General features: G+C 46.3%; 18 protein-coding genes and 1 pseudogene. All 19 read left to right on the top strand.

The window, feature by feature from the left end; genetic code table 11:
• Positions 1-667, top strand: a 667-nt coding sequence (locus AC1U9U_RS10150; protein ID WP_479960448.1) for an HrcA family transcriptional regulator, incomplete at its 5' end; no start/stop codon positions are given.
• Between the two features lie 17 nt (positions 668-684).
• Complete coding sequence (gene grpE / locus AC1U9U_RS10145) at positions 685-1,335, top strand: nucleotide exchange factor GrpE (protein ID WP_479960447.1); 651 nt, start codon at positions 685-687, stop codon at positions 1,333-1,335.
• A gap of 24 nt (positions 1,336-1,359) precedes the next feature.
• The gene (gene dnaK, locus AC1U9U_RS10140) at positions 1,360-3,204 is read left to right on the top strand and encodes a molecular chaperone DnaK (RefSeq protein WP_479960446.1); all 1,845 of its coding nucleotides are present in this window, start codon (positions 1,360-1,362) and stop codon (positions 3,202-3,204) included.
• A gap of 115 nt (positions 3,205-3,319) precedes the next feature.
• Positions 3,320-4,447, top strand: coding sequence for a molecular chaperone DnaJ (gene dnaJ, locus AC1U9U_RS10135; protein WP_479960445.1), 1,128 nt, complete (start codon positions 3,320-3,322; stop codon positions 4,445-4,447).
• A gap of 159 nt (positions 4,448-4,606) precedes the next feature.
• Positions 4,607-5,536 carry a 50S ribosomal protein L11 methyltransferase gene (gene prmA / locus AC1U9U_RS10130; protein WP_479960444.1) on the top strand — a complete coding sequence of 310 codons (930 nt, stop codon included), beginning with the start codon at positions 4,607-4,609 and terminating at the stop codon, positions 5,534-5,536.
• Positions 5,536-6,273: an RsmE family RNA methyltransferase gene (locus tag AC1U9U_RS10125; RefSeq protein ID WP_479960443.1), complete on the top strand. Its 738-nt coding sequence runs from the start codon at positions 5,536-5,538 to the stop codon at positions 6,271-6,273. The genes prmA and AC1U9U_RS10125 overlap by 1 nt, the downstream gene beginning before the upstream one ends.
• Before the next feature lie 12 nt (positions 6,274-6,285).
• Positions 6,286-7,647: a tRNA (N(6)-L-threonylcarbamoyladenosine(37)-C(2))-methylthiotransferase MtaB gene (mtaB, locus tag AC1U9U_RS10120; RefSeq protein ID WP_479960442.1), complete on the top strand. Its 1,362-nt coding sequence runs from the start codon at positions 6,286-6,288 to the stop codon at positions 7,645-7,647.
• Between the two features lie 158 nt (positions 7,648-7,805).
• Positions 7,806-8,819, top strand: a complete 1,014-nt coding sequence (locus AC1U9U_RS10115; protein ID WP_479960441.1) for a PEGA domain-containing protein — start codon at positions 7,806-7,808, stop codon at positions 8,817-8,819.
• Between the two features lie 79 nt (positions 8,820-8,898).
• Positions 8,899-9,243 (top strand): histidine triad nucleotide-binding protein, encoded by a 345-nt coding sequence (locus tag AC1U9U_RS10110; protein ID WP_479960440.1) that lies wholly within the window; start codon positions 8,899-8,901, stop codon positions 9,241-9,243.
• A 91-nt stretch (positions 9,244-9,334) separates the two neighbouring features.
• The gene (gene rpsU, locus AC1U9U_RS10105; protein WP_479960439.1) at positions 9,335-9,511 is read left to right on the top strand and encodes a 30S ribosomal protein S21; all 177 of its coding nucleotides are present in this window, start codon (positions 9,335-9,337) and stop codon (positions 9,509-9,511) included.
• A 14-nt stretch (positions 9,512-9,525) separates the two neighbouring features.
• Positions 9,526-9,978, top strand: coding sequence for a GatB/YqeY domain-containing protein (locus AC1U9U_RS10100; RefSeq protein WP_479960438.1), 453 nt, complete (start codon positions 9,526-9,528; stop codon positions 9,976-9,978).
• Positions 9,979-10,035: 57 nt separating this feature from the next.
• Positions 10,036-10,494 (top strand): YbaK/EbsC family protein, encoded by a 459-nt coding sequence (locus AC1U9U_RS10095; protein ID WP_479960437.1) that lies wholly within the window; start codon positions 10,036-10,038, stop codon positions 10,492-10,494.
• 50 nt (positions 10,495-10,544) lie between these two features.
• Positions 10,545-11,156, top strand: a complete 612-nt coding sequence (locus AC1U9U_RS10090) for a GDSL-type esterase/lipase family protein (protein WP_479960436.1) — start codon at positions 10,545-10,547, stop codon at positions 11,154-11,156.
• Between the two features lie 90 nt (positions 11,157-11,246).
• Positions 11,247-11,462, top strand: a pseudogene (locus AC1U9U_RS10085) (IS1634 family transposase); the annotation flags it as partial.
• Positions 11,463-11,786: 324 nt separating this feature from the next.
• Complete coding sequence (locus AC1U9U_RS10080; RefSeq protein WP_479960435.1) at positions 11,787-13,703, top strand: proton-conducting transporter transmembrane domain-containing protein; 1,917 nt, start codon at positions 11,787-11,789, stop codon at positions 13,701-13,703.
• Between the two features lie 15 nt (positions 13,704-13,718).
• On the top strand, positions 13,719-14,669 hold the full coding sequence (locus AC1U9U_RS10075; RefSeq protein ID WP_479960434.1) for a respiratory chain complex I subunit 1 family protein: 951 nt from the start codon (positions 13,719-13,721) through the stop codon (positions 14,667-14,669).
• 1 nt (position 14,670) lies between these two features.
• A complete protein-coding gene (locus AC1U9U_RS10070; protein ID WP_479960433.1) occupies positions 14,671-15,327 on the top strand; it encodes a hydrogenase in 657 nt (218 codons plus the stop codon).
• Between the two features lie 6 nt (positions 15,328-15,333).
• Positions 15,334-16,833, top strand: coding sequence for a hydrogenase 4 subunit F (locus AC1U9U_RS10065; RefSeq protein WP_479960432.1), 1,500 nt, complete (start codon positions 15,334-15,336; stop codon positions 16,831-16,833).
• On the top strand, positions 16,799-17,150 hold a 352-nt coding region (locus AC1U9U_RS10060; RefSeq protein ID WP_479960431.1), incomplete at its 3' end, for an NADH-quinone oxidoreductase subunit C. The genes AC1U9U_RS10065 and AC1U9U_RS10060, both read left to right, overlap by 35 nt.

The following is a 17,150-nucleotide window of genomic DNA, read 5'->3' as shown; positions in this document are numbered from 1 at the left end:
TATTGTGGTGGGACCTGCTCAAGGGGAGAGTCCTTTTAACCAGATGCATTTTCTTCCCTACCAACAGGGAAAGGCCATAATGGTTGTGGTAAAAGAAAATGGAGCTGTGGAGAATCAGATTGTAGATATTGGAGAAAATGTTACTGCCGAGGAACTGCAAAGGCTTGCTAACGTATTTAATGAAAAAATACAGGGCCGCTCCATAGCTGAAGTGAAACGGGATATTTTCCATGAGATTTACAGTGAACTTACACGCCAACGTTTCCTGATTGATAATGCTCTTGAACTCCTATCCGCCCTCTTGAGCAACCCGGAGGATTCTAATAAGGTTTATCTGGGCGGCACCTTAAATATGTTGAACCAACCGGAGTTTCAAGATGTGGAGAAAATCAAAACCCTTTTCCAAGTGTTTGAAGAGGGCGATCAAATAAAGAAGGTCTTGCGGCCTCAGAAGCAGGGTCTGGCTGTAACCATCGGCGGGGAGAATGAATTGAAGGAACTTAAAGACTGCAGTATTATCACGGGGACCTATGCCATTGATGGTGAACCCTTAGGAACTATTGGTTTAATCGGACCCACGCGAATGGACTATGGCAAGGCCATGGCCATGGTTGATTATATGACAAGAACGCTCACTGAGCTTCTTACTAAGCGACGAAGGAAATAGGAGAGGTGGTTTCAGAAATGGTAAAATGGGGAGAAAAAACCCCTCCATCGGCTCAGACCGATTGGGAAAACAACGATGTAAATAGCAAAGAAGACAATGCGGAAAATTTAACGGATACAGTTGAAGAGATCATCACGGAGAACCTAGAGGGTGATGGAAAAAATCAAGAGTCTGCCGAACAACAAGCTGTTTCCTTAGAAGAAAAAGTCCTCACCCTGGCCGCAGAACTCAAGACAAGCAAAGAGCAAGCTGATGAGTACTATGCCCACTTGCAACGTTTGCAGGCGGAATTTGACAACTATCGCAAGCGAACCCAAAAAGAAAAAGAGGACTTTGTCAAGTATGCCTCAGAACGAGTGGTGGAAGCCTTGCTCCCCGTGTTGGATAATTTTGAGCGGGCGGTTGCTGCGGCTAAAGCCAGCCAAGACTTTAATTCTTTTTCTCAAGGGGTAGATATGATTTTCAAACAAATGTCTAGTATCCTTGGCAAAGAAGGACTGGCAGCCATTGAAGCGGTAGGGCAACCCTTTGACCCCAATTTACATGAGGCCGTACTGCAAGTTGATTCGGAGGAATATCCGGAGAACACGGTAGTCGGGGAATTGCAAAAAGGTTATTTTCTCAAAGATAAAGTTATTCGACCTAGCATGGTCAAAGTATCTCGCTAGGGTATTAAGGAGGAAAATTGAATCATGGGTAAAGTGATTGGAATTGATTTAGGAACTACAAACTCTTGTGTGGCAGTTATGGAAGGCGGCGAAGCAGTCGTCATTACCAACGCGGAAGGTAATCGAACCACCCCTTCGGTAGTTGGATTCTCCAAAACCGGCGAACGTTTAGTAGGCCAAGTGGCTAAGCGGCAAGCGGTTTCTAACCCGGACAAAACAGTGATGTCCATTAAAAGACATATGGGTACAGATTATAAAGTTACAATCGATGGTAAAAACCATTCTCCTCAAGAAATCTCTGCAATGATTCTCCAAAAATTAAAAGCCGATGCCGAAGCCTATCTGGGTCAAACGGTTACCGAAGCGGTAATCACCGTACCGGCATATTTCACTGATGCTCAGCGTCAAGCTACGAAAGATGCCGGAACCATCGCCGGCTTGGAAGTTAAGCGGATTATCAACGAGCCAACGGCGGCAGCTTTGGCTTATGGCTTAGATAAACAAGAGGACCAAACCGTTTTGGTCTATGACTTAGGTGGAGGAACCTTTGACGTTTCCCTACTGGAACTCTCCCAAGGTATGGTTGAGGTTAAAGCTACCAGTGGTAATAACAAACTCGGCGGTGATGATTTCGACCAACGTCTGATTGACTATATGGCGGCCGAGTTTAAAAAGGACCAAGGGGTAGATTTGACGAAAGACCGCGTTGCCATGCAACGTTTGAAAGAAGCGGCGGAAAAGGCCAAAATTGAGCTTTCCGGAGTTAGCTCTACCAATGTGAACTTGCCCTTTATCACTATGACTGCTGAAGGACCGGCTCACTTGGATATGAATATCTCTCGGGCCAAATTTGAGGAGCTGACTGCCGACTTGGTAGAAGCTACCCTTGGACCTACCCGTCAAGCTTTGGCCGATGCTAAGTTAAGCTGGGGTGAAGTTAACCAAGTAATTCTCGTCGGTGGTTCCACTCGTATCCCTGCTGTTCAGGAAGCGATTAAGAGACTAAGTAGCAAAGAGCCTCATAAAGGGGTTAACCCGGATGAAGTAGTTGCTTTAGGTGCGGCTATTCAAGGGGGAGTTCTGGCCGGTGAAGTAAAAGATATTATCCTTGTAGACGTTACTCCTCTTTCCTTGGGAATTGAGACCTTAGGTGGAGTATTTACTAGAATCATCGATCGCAACACCACTGTTCCTACCACCAAGAGTCAGATTTTCTCCACTGCGGCTGACAGTCAAACTTCGGTGGATATCCATGTTCTCCAAGGTGAACGGGAAATGGCTGCTTACAATAAGACACTGGGAAGATTCCAGCTCTCCGGAATTCCTCCCGCACCCCGTGGTATTCCCCAAATCGAGGTCAAATTCGACATTGATGCCAACGGTATCGTCCATGTTTCCGCAAAGGATATGGCTACCGGTAATGAGCAAAAAGTTACTATTACTTCATCCACCGGCTTGAGCAAAGATGAGATCGAAAAAATGAAGAAGGATGCAGAAGCTCATGCTGAGGAAGATAAGAAGCGCAAAGAGCTGATTGACGCCAAGAACCAAGCAGATTCCATGGTTTATCAAACGGAAAAGACCTTGAAGGATTTTGAAGGCAAGATTCCGGAGAATGAAGTAGAACCGATTAAGAAGGCGCTTGAAGAATTAAAGACCGCCGCCGCCGGAGAAGATCTTGAGGCCATCAAGGAAAAGACCGAAGCAGTGACTAAAGTTCTTTACCCGATCATCGAAAAAATGTACCAGCAAACCGGTGGTCAAGCACCGGGACCGGATATGGGGGCCGACCCCGGAACTGGAAATGCAAAACAGGATGACAATGTGGTGGATGCCGAATATACTGAAGTAGATAAAGATCAAAAGTAAATCAGGCGGAAAATAGTATCAAGTGAAGTGGGTACAGGGGTTTTCCCTGTGCCCAATCATCATGTATTGAAGACGCAAGGCTTAATGGGGCTAAACAGGAGTGATGGAGGAAAACATGAAACGCGATTACTACGAAGTGCTTGGAGTATCAAAAAACGCGGACGAACAGGAAATCAAAAAAGCTTATCGTAAACTAGCCCGCCAATATCATCCGGATGTAAATCCAGGGAATAAGGAAGCGGAAGAAAAGTTTAAAGAGGCAACGGAAGCCTATGATATCTTAAGCGACTCGGAAAAAAAGGCAAGATATGATCAGATGGGTCATGCGGCCTTTGATCCCAATCAAGGAGGCTTCGGTGGCTTTAACGGGGATTTTGGCGGCTTTGGTGATATCTTTGATATGTTCTTCGGCGGTGGTGGAGGTGGCCAGCGTCGTAATGGTCCCACCCGGGGAAATGACCTCCGCTATGATCTATCGATTACTTTCGAGGAAGCAGCTTTCGGTATCGAAAAAGAGATTCAAGTTCCCCGCCAGGAGACCTGTTCGGAATGTCATGGTTCTGGTGCCGCTCCCGGAACTCATCCTACCACCTGCAGCCAATGTCAAGGTACAGGGCAGGTAAGAGCTACCCAGCGTACCCCCTTTGGAGCCATTCAAACCTCTAGGACTTGTCCGACTTGTAACGGTTCCGGACAGTTCATTACTTCACCCTGTAAAGAATGCCAGGGAAAAGGGATGACAAGAAAAGTCAAAACTATTAAGGTCAATGTTCCCGCAGGTTCGGAAGACGGTCTTAATCTTCGGTTTAGTGGCAGCGGAGAAGCGGGACAGCGGGGTGGCCCGGCCGGTGATCTCTATGTAGTACTGAATGTAAAACCTCATAAGTTCTTTGAAAGAGAAAGGAACGACGTCTATTGCGAGATGCCCATAACCTTTGTACAGGCCGCTCTGGGTTCGGAAATCGATGTTCCTACCTTGGATGGGCAAGTGAAAATGAAGATCCCCGAAGGTACTCAAACGGGTACGGTTTTCCGGCTGAGAGGCCATGGTATACCTTATCGCCGCGGCAGCGGGAGAGGGGATCAGCATGTGCGGGTGGTAGTGGCTACTCCGACTAAGTTAACTGACAAGCAAAAGGAATTGCTCCGTGAATTCGGCGAAGTCACCAGCGATCAGCAGCAAATGGGTAAGAAAACCTTCTTTGAAAAAGTAAAAGAAAACATTCGCGACGCCATGGGCTGAAACACAGGGACAGGTTCCTTGTTTCAACTTTATCATCTCAACAAGTGAAGGAACTTATTTTCAGTATAACGACTCTTTGCTAACGCTTAGAATGACAGCTTTAAGAAGCGACAAGATAGATATTAGAGCTTGGGTAAGCTAATAAAGGAGTTCTGAAACATGAATTGGCGAGAAGTTGCGGTAACTGTTTCATCGGCAGGAGAGGAAGCTGTTGCCGATCTTTTTTATCGGTTAGGGTGCCCTGGGGTGAGCGTTGAGGACCCGGAGCTCTTACGGAGTTATGTGGAGTCCGGCACCTGGGATTACCATGATTTTGGTGAGATCACTATCACCGGAACCTCGGTAGTAAAAGGGTATATCTGCGAAAATGAAGAACTCCAAGAAAAGTTGCAGCTCCTTGACCAGGGGCTTAAGCAACTGGTTGAAAGTTTTCCCGAATGGGTTGTGCAGGTGAAAGGCTTGACTGTTCAAGAGGAAGATTGGGCAACCTCTTGGAAAGCTTATTTTAAGCCTACTCGAATCGGCGAACGATTCCTAATCAAACCCACCTGGGAAGAGGTAACCCCTTCACCGGAGGATATTATCCTGGAGCTTGATCCTGGTATGGCCTTTGGCACCGGCACTCATGCAACAACCTCCCTATGCCTCGAAGCTCTTGAGAAGCTTGTCAAACCCGGCAAAAAGGTTTTTGATCTGGGAACAGGTTCAGGTATCCTGGCCATTGCCGCGGCAAAATTAGGGGCGCAAGTGGAAGCTATTGATTTGGATTCCGTAGCTGTGAAAGTGGCCCGGGAGAATGTTCAACTTAACCAAGTGGAGCATCGTGTGAGAGTCCGACAAGGGGACTTAGGTTCTCTTTTGACTGGACAAGCTGATCTAGTAGTGGCCAATATTATTGCCGATGTAATCCTTACACTCTTGCCGGATTTAAAGAGAATTATGAAAAAAGACGGTGAATTCCTTGCCTCCGGCATCATCAACCATCGCTCCCCTGATGTGGAGGAAGGTCTTATGCAGCACGGTTTAGAGATTATCGAAAGGGTAGAGAATTCCGGATGGGTTCTTTTACGGGCGAGGTGGGCAAAATAGTGCATCGCTTTAAAATATCTGAATTAGGCCGGAATGTCTTTTGGCTTCAGGGCCCGGAACGAGATCATCTTGTCCGGGTTTTAAGACTTTCCCTTGGTGAGGAAATTATCGGCTTTGATAATTCGGGAGCTGAGTACAGAGCTATCATCAATAAGATTGAGGAGCAAAGCGTCACCTGTGGGATAATAGAGGAAGAATTCCCTGAAGTAGAAGCCAATACTCAAGTCTATGTGGTAGCAGGGTTGTCCAAAGGGGAAAAAATGGAATGGGTAATCCAAAAGGGAACGGAATTGGGCATGGCAGGTTTAATCCCCCTACGTACAAAACGGGCAGTGATGAAGCTGGAAGGCAGTAAAGCCCAAGACTGGGTGGAACGCTGGCAAAAAATTGCCGGGGAAGCCGCCAAGCAATCTCACCGGGTTCGCGAACCGGAAATCTTTCCGGTAGCAGGTTGGAAAGATCTCCACGGGATGCTTCCGCCGACCACTCAATGGCTAATGCCTTACGAAAATGAAAATACTAAAAACCTCCGTAGTGTTTTGGCGGACTTTGCCCGACAGAAGCCTATTGCCATTTTGATTGGGCCTGAGGGTGGCTTTGATGAATCTGAGGTCCTATGGGCCCAAGAAAATTTACAGGCTCGAAGCGTTTCCTTAGGGCCCCGCATCCTGCGAGCAGAGACAGCGGCCATCGCCGCCCTTACGCTGGTGCTGGGTCACTACGGGGATTTAGGGTAAGGGGGTGTCCTTATGTCGGACTTAATAGAGCCAAATAATGAATCGTCTTTAGCCGGACGCAGCAGCGATAATCTAGAGCCGCGGACCCCCGGGGTGTGTTTTGTGACCCTTGGGTGTAAGGTCAATCAGACCGAAAGTGAAGCCCTTGGGCAATTATTCCGCAATAATGGCTATAATATTGTTCCTTCCACCGGGAAAGCAGATGTAGTAGTAGTGAATACCTGCACAGTAACCAATACCGGGGATGCCAAATCCCGGCAAACTATTCGGCGGATGGTGAAGGCCCATCCCGATGCCTTTGTTGTAGTTATGGGCTGTTATGCTCAGACGGCACCGGGCGAGATTCTCAATATTGAAGGAGTTGATTTGGTCCTGGGGACTCAGGATCGTGGTAGAATTCTTGAGTTCATCGACCAAGTAAAGCAGGAGCGGCAGCCAAAGAGCAGTGTCCATGCTATTTGGGATGCGAAAACATTTGAGGAACTGCCTTTGATTGAAGGGGAAAGCCGGACTAGAGCTACATTGAAGATTCAAGAAGGGTGTAATAAGTTTTGCACTTATTGTATTATTCCCTATGCTCGTGGACCGGTAAGGAGCAGAATTCCTGGGAATGCTATTGCTGAGGCGGAAAAGCTGGTTGCTGCAGGTTACAAAGAGATTGTTCTAACCGGGATTCATACAGGCTCTTACGGTGAAGACTTAGGAGAAGAGTGGAACCTGGCGCGGTTGGTAAAGAAGCTGGCTCAAGTCAAAGGCTTGCATCGTCTGAGATTGAGCTCCATCGAGCCAATGGAATTTACACCGGAGTTAATCGAAGTGATTATCGGTAATCCTACCGTGTGTCCACATTTGCATATCCCGTTGCAATGCGGTAGTGATACCATTTTGGCCCGCATGAAAAGGCCTTATACGGTACATGAGTTTAAAGAGCTGATTCAGCGGTTAAATCAGCTTTTGCCCGGTATTGCCATTACTACCGATGTGATTGTCGGTTTCCCCGGAGAGACTGAAGAAAACTTCCGGGAATCCTTAGAAACTGTTCGCGCCTGCGGCTTTTCCGGAGTTCATGTTTTCCCTTATTCCAAGCGCAAGGGAACTCCTGCGGCAAAATATACCGATCAACTTCCCAATAAGGTCAAAGAGCAACGGGTCAAGGCCATGATCGAAGTTGCTAAAGAAAGTCAAGAAGAGTATGTTCGCAGATTTTTTGGTCAAACCGTGGAGGTTTTAATTGAGCGTGTCGGTGACGAGGGAGCCGCCACAGGTCATACCCGCAACTATATGCAAGTCAACTTGCCTCCCCGGGGAGGAAAACCTTGGGAAAGCGGCGAATTAGTGGAGTGCGTGCTGGAAGAAGGCCATATCATTGAATAAGCGCAATAGCTTTTGCAGTGGGGGGTAAAGACATCGAAAACAATTTTAATAAAGGCGTACCTTCTTCAGATAAACGGACTTTTAGTCCAAAGCGGTTGAAAATAGCGGCTCTGCTTCTAGTAATAATTATCTTACTTGGCATTGGTGCTTTTTTAATGATGCCTTCAGTAACATTTCCTGCCCACCGCTTCTTATTCAACCGCTATACAATTTCCCCGTTCACGAAAATTATTGAAGCAGGCGGTAAAGTTGTAACCTGGGATAAGTCCAAGGGTGAGATAACGATCGAAAAAGCCGGAAATAGCATAAAACTTCATATCACCACCGACCGGATTCAAGGGATTCCAATCTATATTGACGGCACTTATATTGGCAAATCACCATTAAACAAACGTCTTTTTCCAGGAAAATATGACATTGTGGCTAAACCTGAGGGATATCTAGGATCCATCCGTTATTTAACACTCAGTAATGAATATCCAAAAGACAAGCAGGTCATTTTACCAACGGATCAACGGCACTATCAGGATTTGTTGGATGAAATCCTCCGCCTTGGCTATACTCCCATTCGGGTGATGGATTACTATAACAATGTTCCTATAACGAATAAGACCCTCATCCTAAGACACGATGTGGACCGATCTGCGGACTATGCTTTAAAAATGGCGGAAATAGAACAGGCCCGAGGAATCAAAAGCACCTACTATTTCCGTTGGAATGCTGCCGACCAGGATGCAATCCGAAAAATAAGGGAAATGGGGCACGAGGTGGGCCTGCATTATGAGACTTTGGCTTTTTACGCTAAAGAAATGGGTTTGAAATCGGCCCAAGAGATAACTCCCACTGTCCAACAAGAGTTGAGGAGGCGCTTAAAATTCGAAATAAGCCAATTCGAACAGCTTAACGGAGATATCTACACCATTGCTTCTCATGGGGCTGAGGAGAATAGTCGGCTGGGGATAACTAATTATCAGGCTATTATGGAGGGGGAAAACCCCCGGGATTATGGGTTGATCGGGACGGCCTATGGGCCAATAACGGAAAGGTTCACTTATATAAGTGATGTGTCCGGTATCTGGGCACCCTTCCCATATCCTAAGTTAGATAATGATGAAGGACCCTTTTATTTCCTCATTCACCCCGTCTATTGGACCGCTGGTTTTGAGGAATAAAAAGTGGAGTATGATGGGATATCCCGGCCACTGGCAAAAACAGAAGTCGTTGCATATAAACATACTGGGAGGGATTTTAGTGTCTGATTGCATATTTTGCAAAATAATCAATAAGGAGATACCTAGCGAAATTGTCTTTGAAGATGAGCGAGTATTAGTATTCAAAGATATTAACCCCGTGGCACCGGTTCATTTACTCGTAATTCCTAAGAAACATCTGGAGAGCTTGAATAACATAAAATCCGAAGATGAGGCTCTGGCTGGGCATATTCTGGTAGTTGCCCGCCAACTAGCCGGGGAATTCGGTGTAGCAGATTCCGGTTATCGGGTTGTTAATAATTGTGGTGAAGATGGTGGTCAAGTGGTTAAACATTTGCATTTTCACATAATTGGCGGCAAACCCTTAGGTGTAAATATTTGTTAGCATGTCCGCCTAAAACTTGACGCACTTCATCTCATCCAGTATAATTATCTAGTACATCTGTACATGATCCAGTGGAGGGAGGGATAAGATAATGAGCGAAGTTAAAGTCGGTAAAAACGAATCCCTAGATAGCGCACTCCGCCGGTTCAAGCGTACTTGTCAGCGTGCAGGCGTATTATCAGAGGCTCGTAAACATGAGCATTATGAAAAGCCTAGCGTGAAGCGGAAGAAGAAATCTGAAGCCGCTCGTAAACGTAAGTTCAAGTAAGGAGTTGCACTGTATTGTCCCTGAAAGATCGCCTCGTTGAGGATATGAAGGTTGCCATGAAGGCCAAAGAGGAGGGGAAGGTTAGACTTTCCGTCATCCGTATGGTCCGGGCCGCCATTAAGAATGCCGAAATAGACAAAAAGACAGAATTTAACGATGAGCAAGTCATCGAGGTTTTAGCTAGAGAAGTCAAAATGCGACGTGATTCAATCGAGGAGTTTGCTAAGGCGAATCGCCCCGAAAGAGTAAGTGCTCTGGAAGAGGAAATTTCCATTCTTATGGGTTACCTTCCTCAGCAGCTTTCGGAAGGGGAGATACGCCGGTTGGCCCAAGAAAGTATTACTGAAGTCGGTGCTCAAGGGCCGAAAGACCTCGGTAAAGTTATGGGTAAGATTACTCCGAAGACAAAAGGGCGCGCTGACGGCAAACTGGTTAACCAGATCGTGCGTGAACTTCTGGGAAATTAGCACACAAAGGCCTGATTGCATAAAAGCAGTCAGGCTTTTAACATAGGAGGTATTTTAATGTCGGTGGAAGCGGTTAAAGAATTTTTTTACTCCAAGCAAAGAGAAGTGGAGATTTTAAAATTTCAGGATATTAGTACCGTGGCGAAAGCGGCGGAGTCCTTGGGTGTGACCCCGGGGGAGATTGCCAAATCCCTTTTATTACAGGTTAATGATGATTTTGTTATGGTTTTGATGGCTGGGGATAAGCGACTGGACAATCGGAAGTTTAAAGATACTTTCAAAGGGAAACCCAAAATGCCTGCAGTTGAGCAGGTGTTAGAATTGACCGGTCACCCGGTGGGAGGGGTCTGCCCCTTTGGCCTAAAAGAAGCGATTCCCGTTTACCTTGATGAGTCTCTGAAGGAATATTCCGTTGTATTTCCGGCTGCCGGGGCTCCGGATGCCGCGGTAAAATTAGAGGTTAGGGAATTAGAGGAGCTGGTGTCAGAGGATTGGGTGGATGTGGCACAAGCATAATTTTCTTTACATATTCTAAAGGAAGAAGCGATAAAAGGTGGCTTGTGAGCATGAATGGGAACTATTTAGCTTTAGGTGATTCCTTGACAACAGGCTATGGGGTCGGTTTTAATCGGTCCTTTGCCACCCTTTATTATCATAGCCTGTTGCAAAGCCGGCTTAATCTCCAATACGAGAACCTGGCGGTAAATGGCTTGACTAGCTGCCAATTGCTGAATATGGTGGGGCAGGCAAATGTTTGCCGGTTAATCACTAAAGCTTGTATTATTACTGTGACTATCGGTTCCAATGACCTCCTTGACGTGGGGGAAAAGTTATTTTCCGGGTGTACGGTTAACTTTGATCGTGCCCTGACGGACACTTACGAAAATCTTATGCTCCTTGGGGAAAGAATTCGCAGTGTTAACCCTACGGGAACTATTAAGATAGCCAGTATTTATAATCCCCTACCACCTATGGATAAGCAAAATAGTGTAATGGCCCGGGCTTTGCTTAAACAAACCAATAGGGCCATAAGGAAGATGGGGCGGGAGTACCGGGCAATAGTTGTCCCGGTGGCAAAAGCTTTTAATGGCAATGAACAACTCCTTCTTGCTTCTGATCATCTCCATCCCAATATTCAAGGTCATCAGTTAATGGCGGAACTTTTTGCAAGATATTAGTTCTATGAAAAGAATTTTAAAGTGTGTAGTGCCATATATTCATAAATAATAACTGTTATAATCATAACTTTATGGTATAATAGTGTTGCTATGTTTGCGCGAATAAAAATTGCCCATAACCGAGATGGCTCGGAACGTCGTTATTTGCAGATCTGTGAGAGTCGGCGCATAGAGGGTAAGGTTCGTCAAAAAGTCCTTTGTAATCTGGGGAGGATGGAGGATCTCCAAAATGGGAAACTGGACAATCTTATTCGTTCTCTGGCGAAGTACTCCGACAAGCTGGTGGTTTTAGATGCGACTGAGGATCAAGGAACGATTAACAAAGAATGAGTAAACTTATATTTCTAAATAAATTTCCTAGTCCTAAAACCCTTGTTCGGCAAGGGTTTTTATTTTTGGTGCCGAACTTCGACATATTTAAGGCTATACAGAGCAATTAGTGATCTAATGCAAATTGCTACAGGAATTCGGCCAATTCGCGGGAAAATGCATATTTATGCAACTTGTGTATAGAAACAGAGAAGGAGTAAGATGGATAGGTGTGTGTTATAGTACAAATACTTAAAGACAACTTAAAACAAGGAGAAGGTTGTTGGTGTTATAGTACAAAAGTTAAGGAGTGAGGTAAATATGACTATGGGTTGGGAAAGGGTTTGGCGGAGAGGAACAATGACCTTTTCCTTAATTACGGCTTTGTTGGGGATTTTCTTGCTTAGTTATCTTTTCCGGCGGGGCGGGAGTTTTGGATATTATAACTTTTCTTGGCTTACTTTCAATGGTTTAACGGCCTTTTTCCTTTGGCTCCTTTTTCTTGGGCAAGGGGTAGCCTCTCTCTACGGCCTAAGCTATATGAAGGAATATGAAGGCAAAAAGTCCCTAATCTTCTTCTCCCTGGCTTGGCTTGCCTTCTTAGGCAGCATGGCCGGAGTGCTGCTTGTGGATAACGGCTTTTTGTTTATCTTCCTCTGGGAGCTTATGTCCCTCTTTTCATTTTTTCTAGTGATCTTCGAGCATGAGGAGGGCTCTAATCGCACAGCTGCCTTTATCTACTTAGTAATGACCCATGTGGGGACGGTTTTTTTGACTGTAGCCGTTCTATACTTATATAGCAAGACGGGAAGCTTTGCTTACGGGGATTGGGCAATTACGGCTCCCCATTTAACTTCGGGGGAAAGAAATATTCTTTTTCTGTGTTTCTTGATAGGTTTTGGTACTAAAGCCGGCCTCGTGCCTTTTCACATCTGGTTACCCTATGCTCACCCTATCGCTCCTTCGCCTGTCTCCGCTTTAATGTCCGGGGTGATGGTCAAGGTAGCTCTATTTATGATGATCAGGCTAGTTTGGTTGACTATGGCCCCGGTGGAAGCATGGTGGGGAGTTCTGTTACTTATACTCGGCACGGTTTCCGCCTTTATCGGAATTCTCTATGCCTCCGTTGAGCAGGATGTAAAACGCTTGCTGGCTTATTCCACCGTGGAAAATGTGGGGATTCTCACCATGGCTTTAGGGATAGGGATGATAGCTCATGTTTATAATCACCCACAAATTGTCACGCTTGCCTTGGTCGCTTTCTTTTGGCATGCCCTTCATCACCTCCTCTTTAAATCAACCCTATTTATGGCGGCCGGCAATATTATTCAAGGAACCCATACCCGCAGGATTGATGAACTAGGGGGTTTACTGAAAAAAATGCCGAAAACGGGTTTTTGGGCCTTAGGTGGTGCTGTTGGCCTTTCGGCACTTCCGCCTTTAGGGGGTTTTTGGGGTGAGTGGTTATTGTTTCACTCGCTATGGAAAATGGCGGTTCAGGCCGGTGCCGGAATGCTTAAGCTGATTTTACCCTTAATCATCGGTATTTTGGCTTTAGTATCTGCTCTAGCTTTGGCTACCATGGTTAAATGGTTTTCCGGAGCCTTTCTTGGGCAAGCCCGCTCGGACAAGGCCAGGGATGCTAAAGAGCTTCCTTGGCCCCAAACGGCTTCCATGGGGCTAGCTATGATCATGACTTTACTGACAGTATTTTGTCCGCAAGGGGTAATGGCAATAATCCGGGTGCCTCTTCAAGTATTTTCATCGCCAAATCAGAATTTGCTAGCGGATTCGCAGGTCCAAGTGATCTTTGCAGACTTTTACAGCTTAGTAATGCCTTATGCTTTGTTGGTGTTACTTTTCTCGGGGGCGATCTACCTTTTCTCCAGGGGAAAACGACGGCGGACAGCCGGGACTTGGAATTGTGGCACCCCTTTAACACCGCGGATGCAATACACAAGTTTAGGTGTGACCATGCCTTTGCGGATTGTATTTAAAAGGATTACTGCCTTCCGCCCCCTAATTGAAAGGGAGTATGGAGAAAATCGTTATATTTTGCGGACCCTTCGTTATCGGAGCCGCATGCGGGAAATGTATGAAGAAGCTATTTATCGTCCTTCCACAAAACTGCTTATCTGGTGTGCGGAGCGAATTCGGGTCTTGCAAACGGGAAGTATTCACACTTATCTGGCTTATATACTTTTGACTTTAGTAATCGTGCTGATCGGGACTATGTAAAGGGGGAAGGCAATCATGTTTATGGGATGGGGTGTTGATTGGGGGGGTATTGTACTTTCCTTCCTTCATATTCTAATGTTCTTAATGGCTGCCCCTTTGCTCCAGGGGTGGATCAAAAAGGTAAAGGCTTTTTGGCAGATGCGCAAGGGACCTTCCCTTCTGCAACCTTATCGGGACCTCTATAAATTTATGAACAAGGAAGAGGTTGTTTCCGAGCATGCTTCTTGGATCTTGTTGGTTACTCCTTCCATTGTTCTAGGGAGTACGCTGCTAGCCGGTCTGGTGATTCCCGGTCCTTGGGGGAAGGCGCCCATCGATTCCATGGGTACAATCTTCTGGCTGGCAGCAAGCTTTGGCTTGGCTCGCTTTTTCCTTGCTTTGGCCGGCTTGGATGCCGGCGGTACCTTTGGAGGAATGGGCAGTAGTCGGGAGGTCTTTGTGGCTGCTTTAGTGGAACCCGGCTTCATTTTGAGCTTAGTTGTCCTGGCATTTTTGACAGGAACCACCTCATTAACGGGAATGCTTACGGGACTTCAGGAGATTTCTATTTTTGAAACCCCAAGAATTCTTGCCCTCATCGCCTTAAGCCTCATCGTTATTGCGGAGATGGGTAGAATTCCCGTTGATAACCCGGATACCCACTTAGAGCTGACCATGATTCATGAGGGAATGCTGCTGGACTATTCCGGTCGATCTTTGGCATTTTTGACTTGGGCCGAACAATTAAAGCAATTGCTCCTACTCCAATTACTGGCTATGCTGATTATTCCAATGGATATAAACGGCGTCTTTTTCCAGGGTCTGGTCCAGATAGGGCTGTTGGTGGTGTTGGGGGCATTCTTTGCTACTATTGAGAGCATTAATGTTAAAGTCCGCCTTTTCCGGGTTCCCAACTTCCTGGCAGTGAGTCTGGCTGCGGCGGTTTTGGCCCTCATAACACTTTGGATTACGAAGGGGGGAATCTAAATTGGCAACAGGCTTGGAAAATCTTCAACAGCTGGTACTCTTTGCTTTATTAGCTACCGGTTTATATATTGTTGGCTGTGTCAAGTTGAGAAAAACTTTCACTGCTTGGACACTGCAGGCGACCTTAATTTCCTTGCTGATTTTCCTTCAGGGGATCAAGGAGTGGGAAGTGGAGATGTTCGTCATTGCTCTCCTTACTTTACTGATTAAAGGAGGGCTGATCACTTGGATTCTTCGCCGCACAGCCCGACAATCCAATACTCAATGGGTGGGAGAGGTATTTTTGCCAAGAACCTCTTCCTTGGTCGTGGCAGTTGCTTTAACAATTCTGGCCTATGCGATTACTCAGCCTTTGCTATCCTTAGTGAAGCCTTCTTTTCGCAATGGTTTGGCTATCGCCTTTTCCTTGCTCTTTTATGGGTTATTGTTGATGGTCATCCGCAAAGTGGCATTAGTCCAAGTGGTGGGAATTTTATTGATTGATAATGGCATCTTTCTGGCAGGCTTCCTCCTCACCAGCGGTATGCCGCTGTTGGTGGAAGTGGGTGTAATCTTCGATGTTCTTATCGGAGTTTTCATTCAGGGTGTTCTGGCGCAACGAATGATTCGAAAATTTGACTCGTTGAATGTTGAGCGCCTTAATTCTTTGAAAGGGTAGTGCAAAATGTTTATAGTAGTAGCCTTTCTGGCGGCCTTTTGTATGCTGGTTTCTTCTCGTAATCAGGTTCTGCGTAGCTTAAATTGTGTAGCTTTATTAGTCTTACTTGGTATTGCCGGGGATACTGTCTATGGTGTGTTTACTCAAGGCCCCAGGAGTATTTGGGGAGGGTTTTTCTATTGGGATGCTTTGAGTGCCCTGCTTCTGGTGGTGATCGTGATGATTGCCCTTTATGTCGTCTTGTATTCCTTTTCCTATATGGAACATGAGGTGAAGGAAGGTAAAATTGCCCAAAGTCGTCTGCCCTGGTATTATTTCTGGATCTGGATGTTTATTGGCACCATGCTTTGGGTGGTTAGTACACCGAATCTGGGTTTACTCTGGGTAGGCATTGAGGGTACTACTCTGGCTACGGCTTTGCTCGTGGGCTTTTATCGAGAAAAAGCAGCCGTTGAAGCGGCCTGGAAATACATCATCCTCTGTACGGTGGGAATCAGCTTTGCTTTGCTGGGAACGATGATTCTTTACGCTGCCTCCGGTCGGGTCAATGGTTATAGCTTAGCCGCGTTGGATTGGCGGCTCTTAGTCGGTATGGCGGCTCAATTGGATCCGGCCTTGGTTAAGCTCGGCTTTATTTTTGCCTTTATCGGTTATGGGGCCAAGGTAGGATTTGTTCCTATGCATCCCTGGTTGCCGGATGCCCATAGCCAAGCTCCATCTCCGGTTAGTGCCCTATTATCCGGGGTTCTCTTGAACTGTGCCTTATATGCTATCCTGCGCTGGCATATCCTGATTCGCCAAACAAGCCTCGGTCCGGAATTTTCCGGGAGACTTTTAATGATCTTTGGTTTAATTTCCCTGGGGGCTATGGTGGCTTTTATCCTCTTGCAAAAAGACTTAAAACGCCTCTTTGCTTATTCCAGTGTGGAACATATGGGAATTATGGCTTTAGGGTTTGGGTTAGGGACGCCCCTTGCGGTGTGGGGCGCCAGTTTCCATCTGATTGTTCACGCTTTGAGCAAGGCCAATCTCTTTGTTGTGGTGGGCCGGGTGGTGCAAATGACGGGGACTCGGCAAATCCCGAAAATTCGCGGGATAATGAGCTTGTGGCCGATAACGGGGGGAATATTCTTAATGGGCTTTTTGGCGATTACAGGAGCACCGCCCTTTGGCACATTTCGCTCCGAAATCAGCATTATGTCCGGCCTTTTTCAGGAAAATCATCCCCTTATCGGCTTTTTGACGGCGTTGTTTTTAGCAGTGATCTTCGCCGGTTTTCTATTTCATTTTCTAGGGATGCTTTGGGGAAAACCCAGTGAACGTCATTTAGAGGAAAAAGGGGAGACTTGGGAAGTGTTACTGCTGGGGATCCCTCTGGTCCTGGTTTTGATTCTGGGTGTATTTGTTCCCGAGTCCCTCAATCAAGCTCTCGGACAGGTGGTCGAATTGATTCAGGGAGGTGGTGGAGAACATGGAAATCTGGCAAGAATTACGGGATTATTTTAATGATCGGCTAAAAGAAAACCCCGAAGATTATGAAATTGGTCCATGGCGTAGGAAGGAAGGGCTGGTCTGGTTTAAAGCCCCTTGTCTGCCGGAAGTGATTCAACATATATGGGTTGATGGGGAACCCCGCCCTATGCTTATGACCCATGTGGGAAATGATGAGCGGTCTCTGGGAAACGGCTTTGTACTTTATCTGCTTTTCCATTTCCCCGGGGATTTTGTATTGACTTTGGGTGCTCGGGGGATTCAAGAAAGCTTCCCCTCTTTGACAATCCTTTGTCCCGCTTTGAATTGGGCGGAGCGTGAGGTTAGAGATC

Source organism: Desulfitobacterium sp. (genome assembly GCF_982384815.1).
The sequence above is the reverse complement of the archived record's forward strand: the minus strand, read 5'-3'. Positions and strand labels throughout refer to the sequence as shown.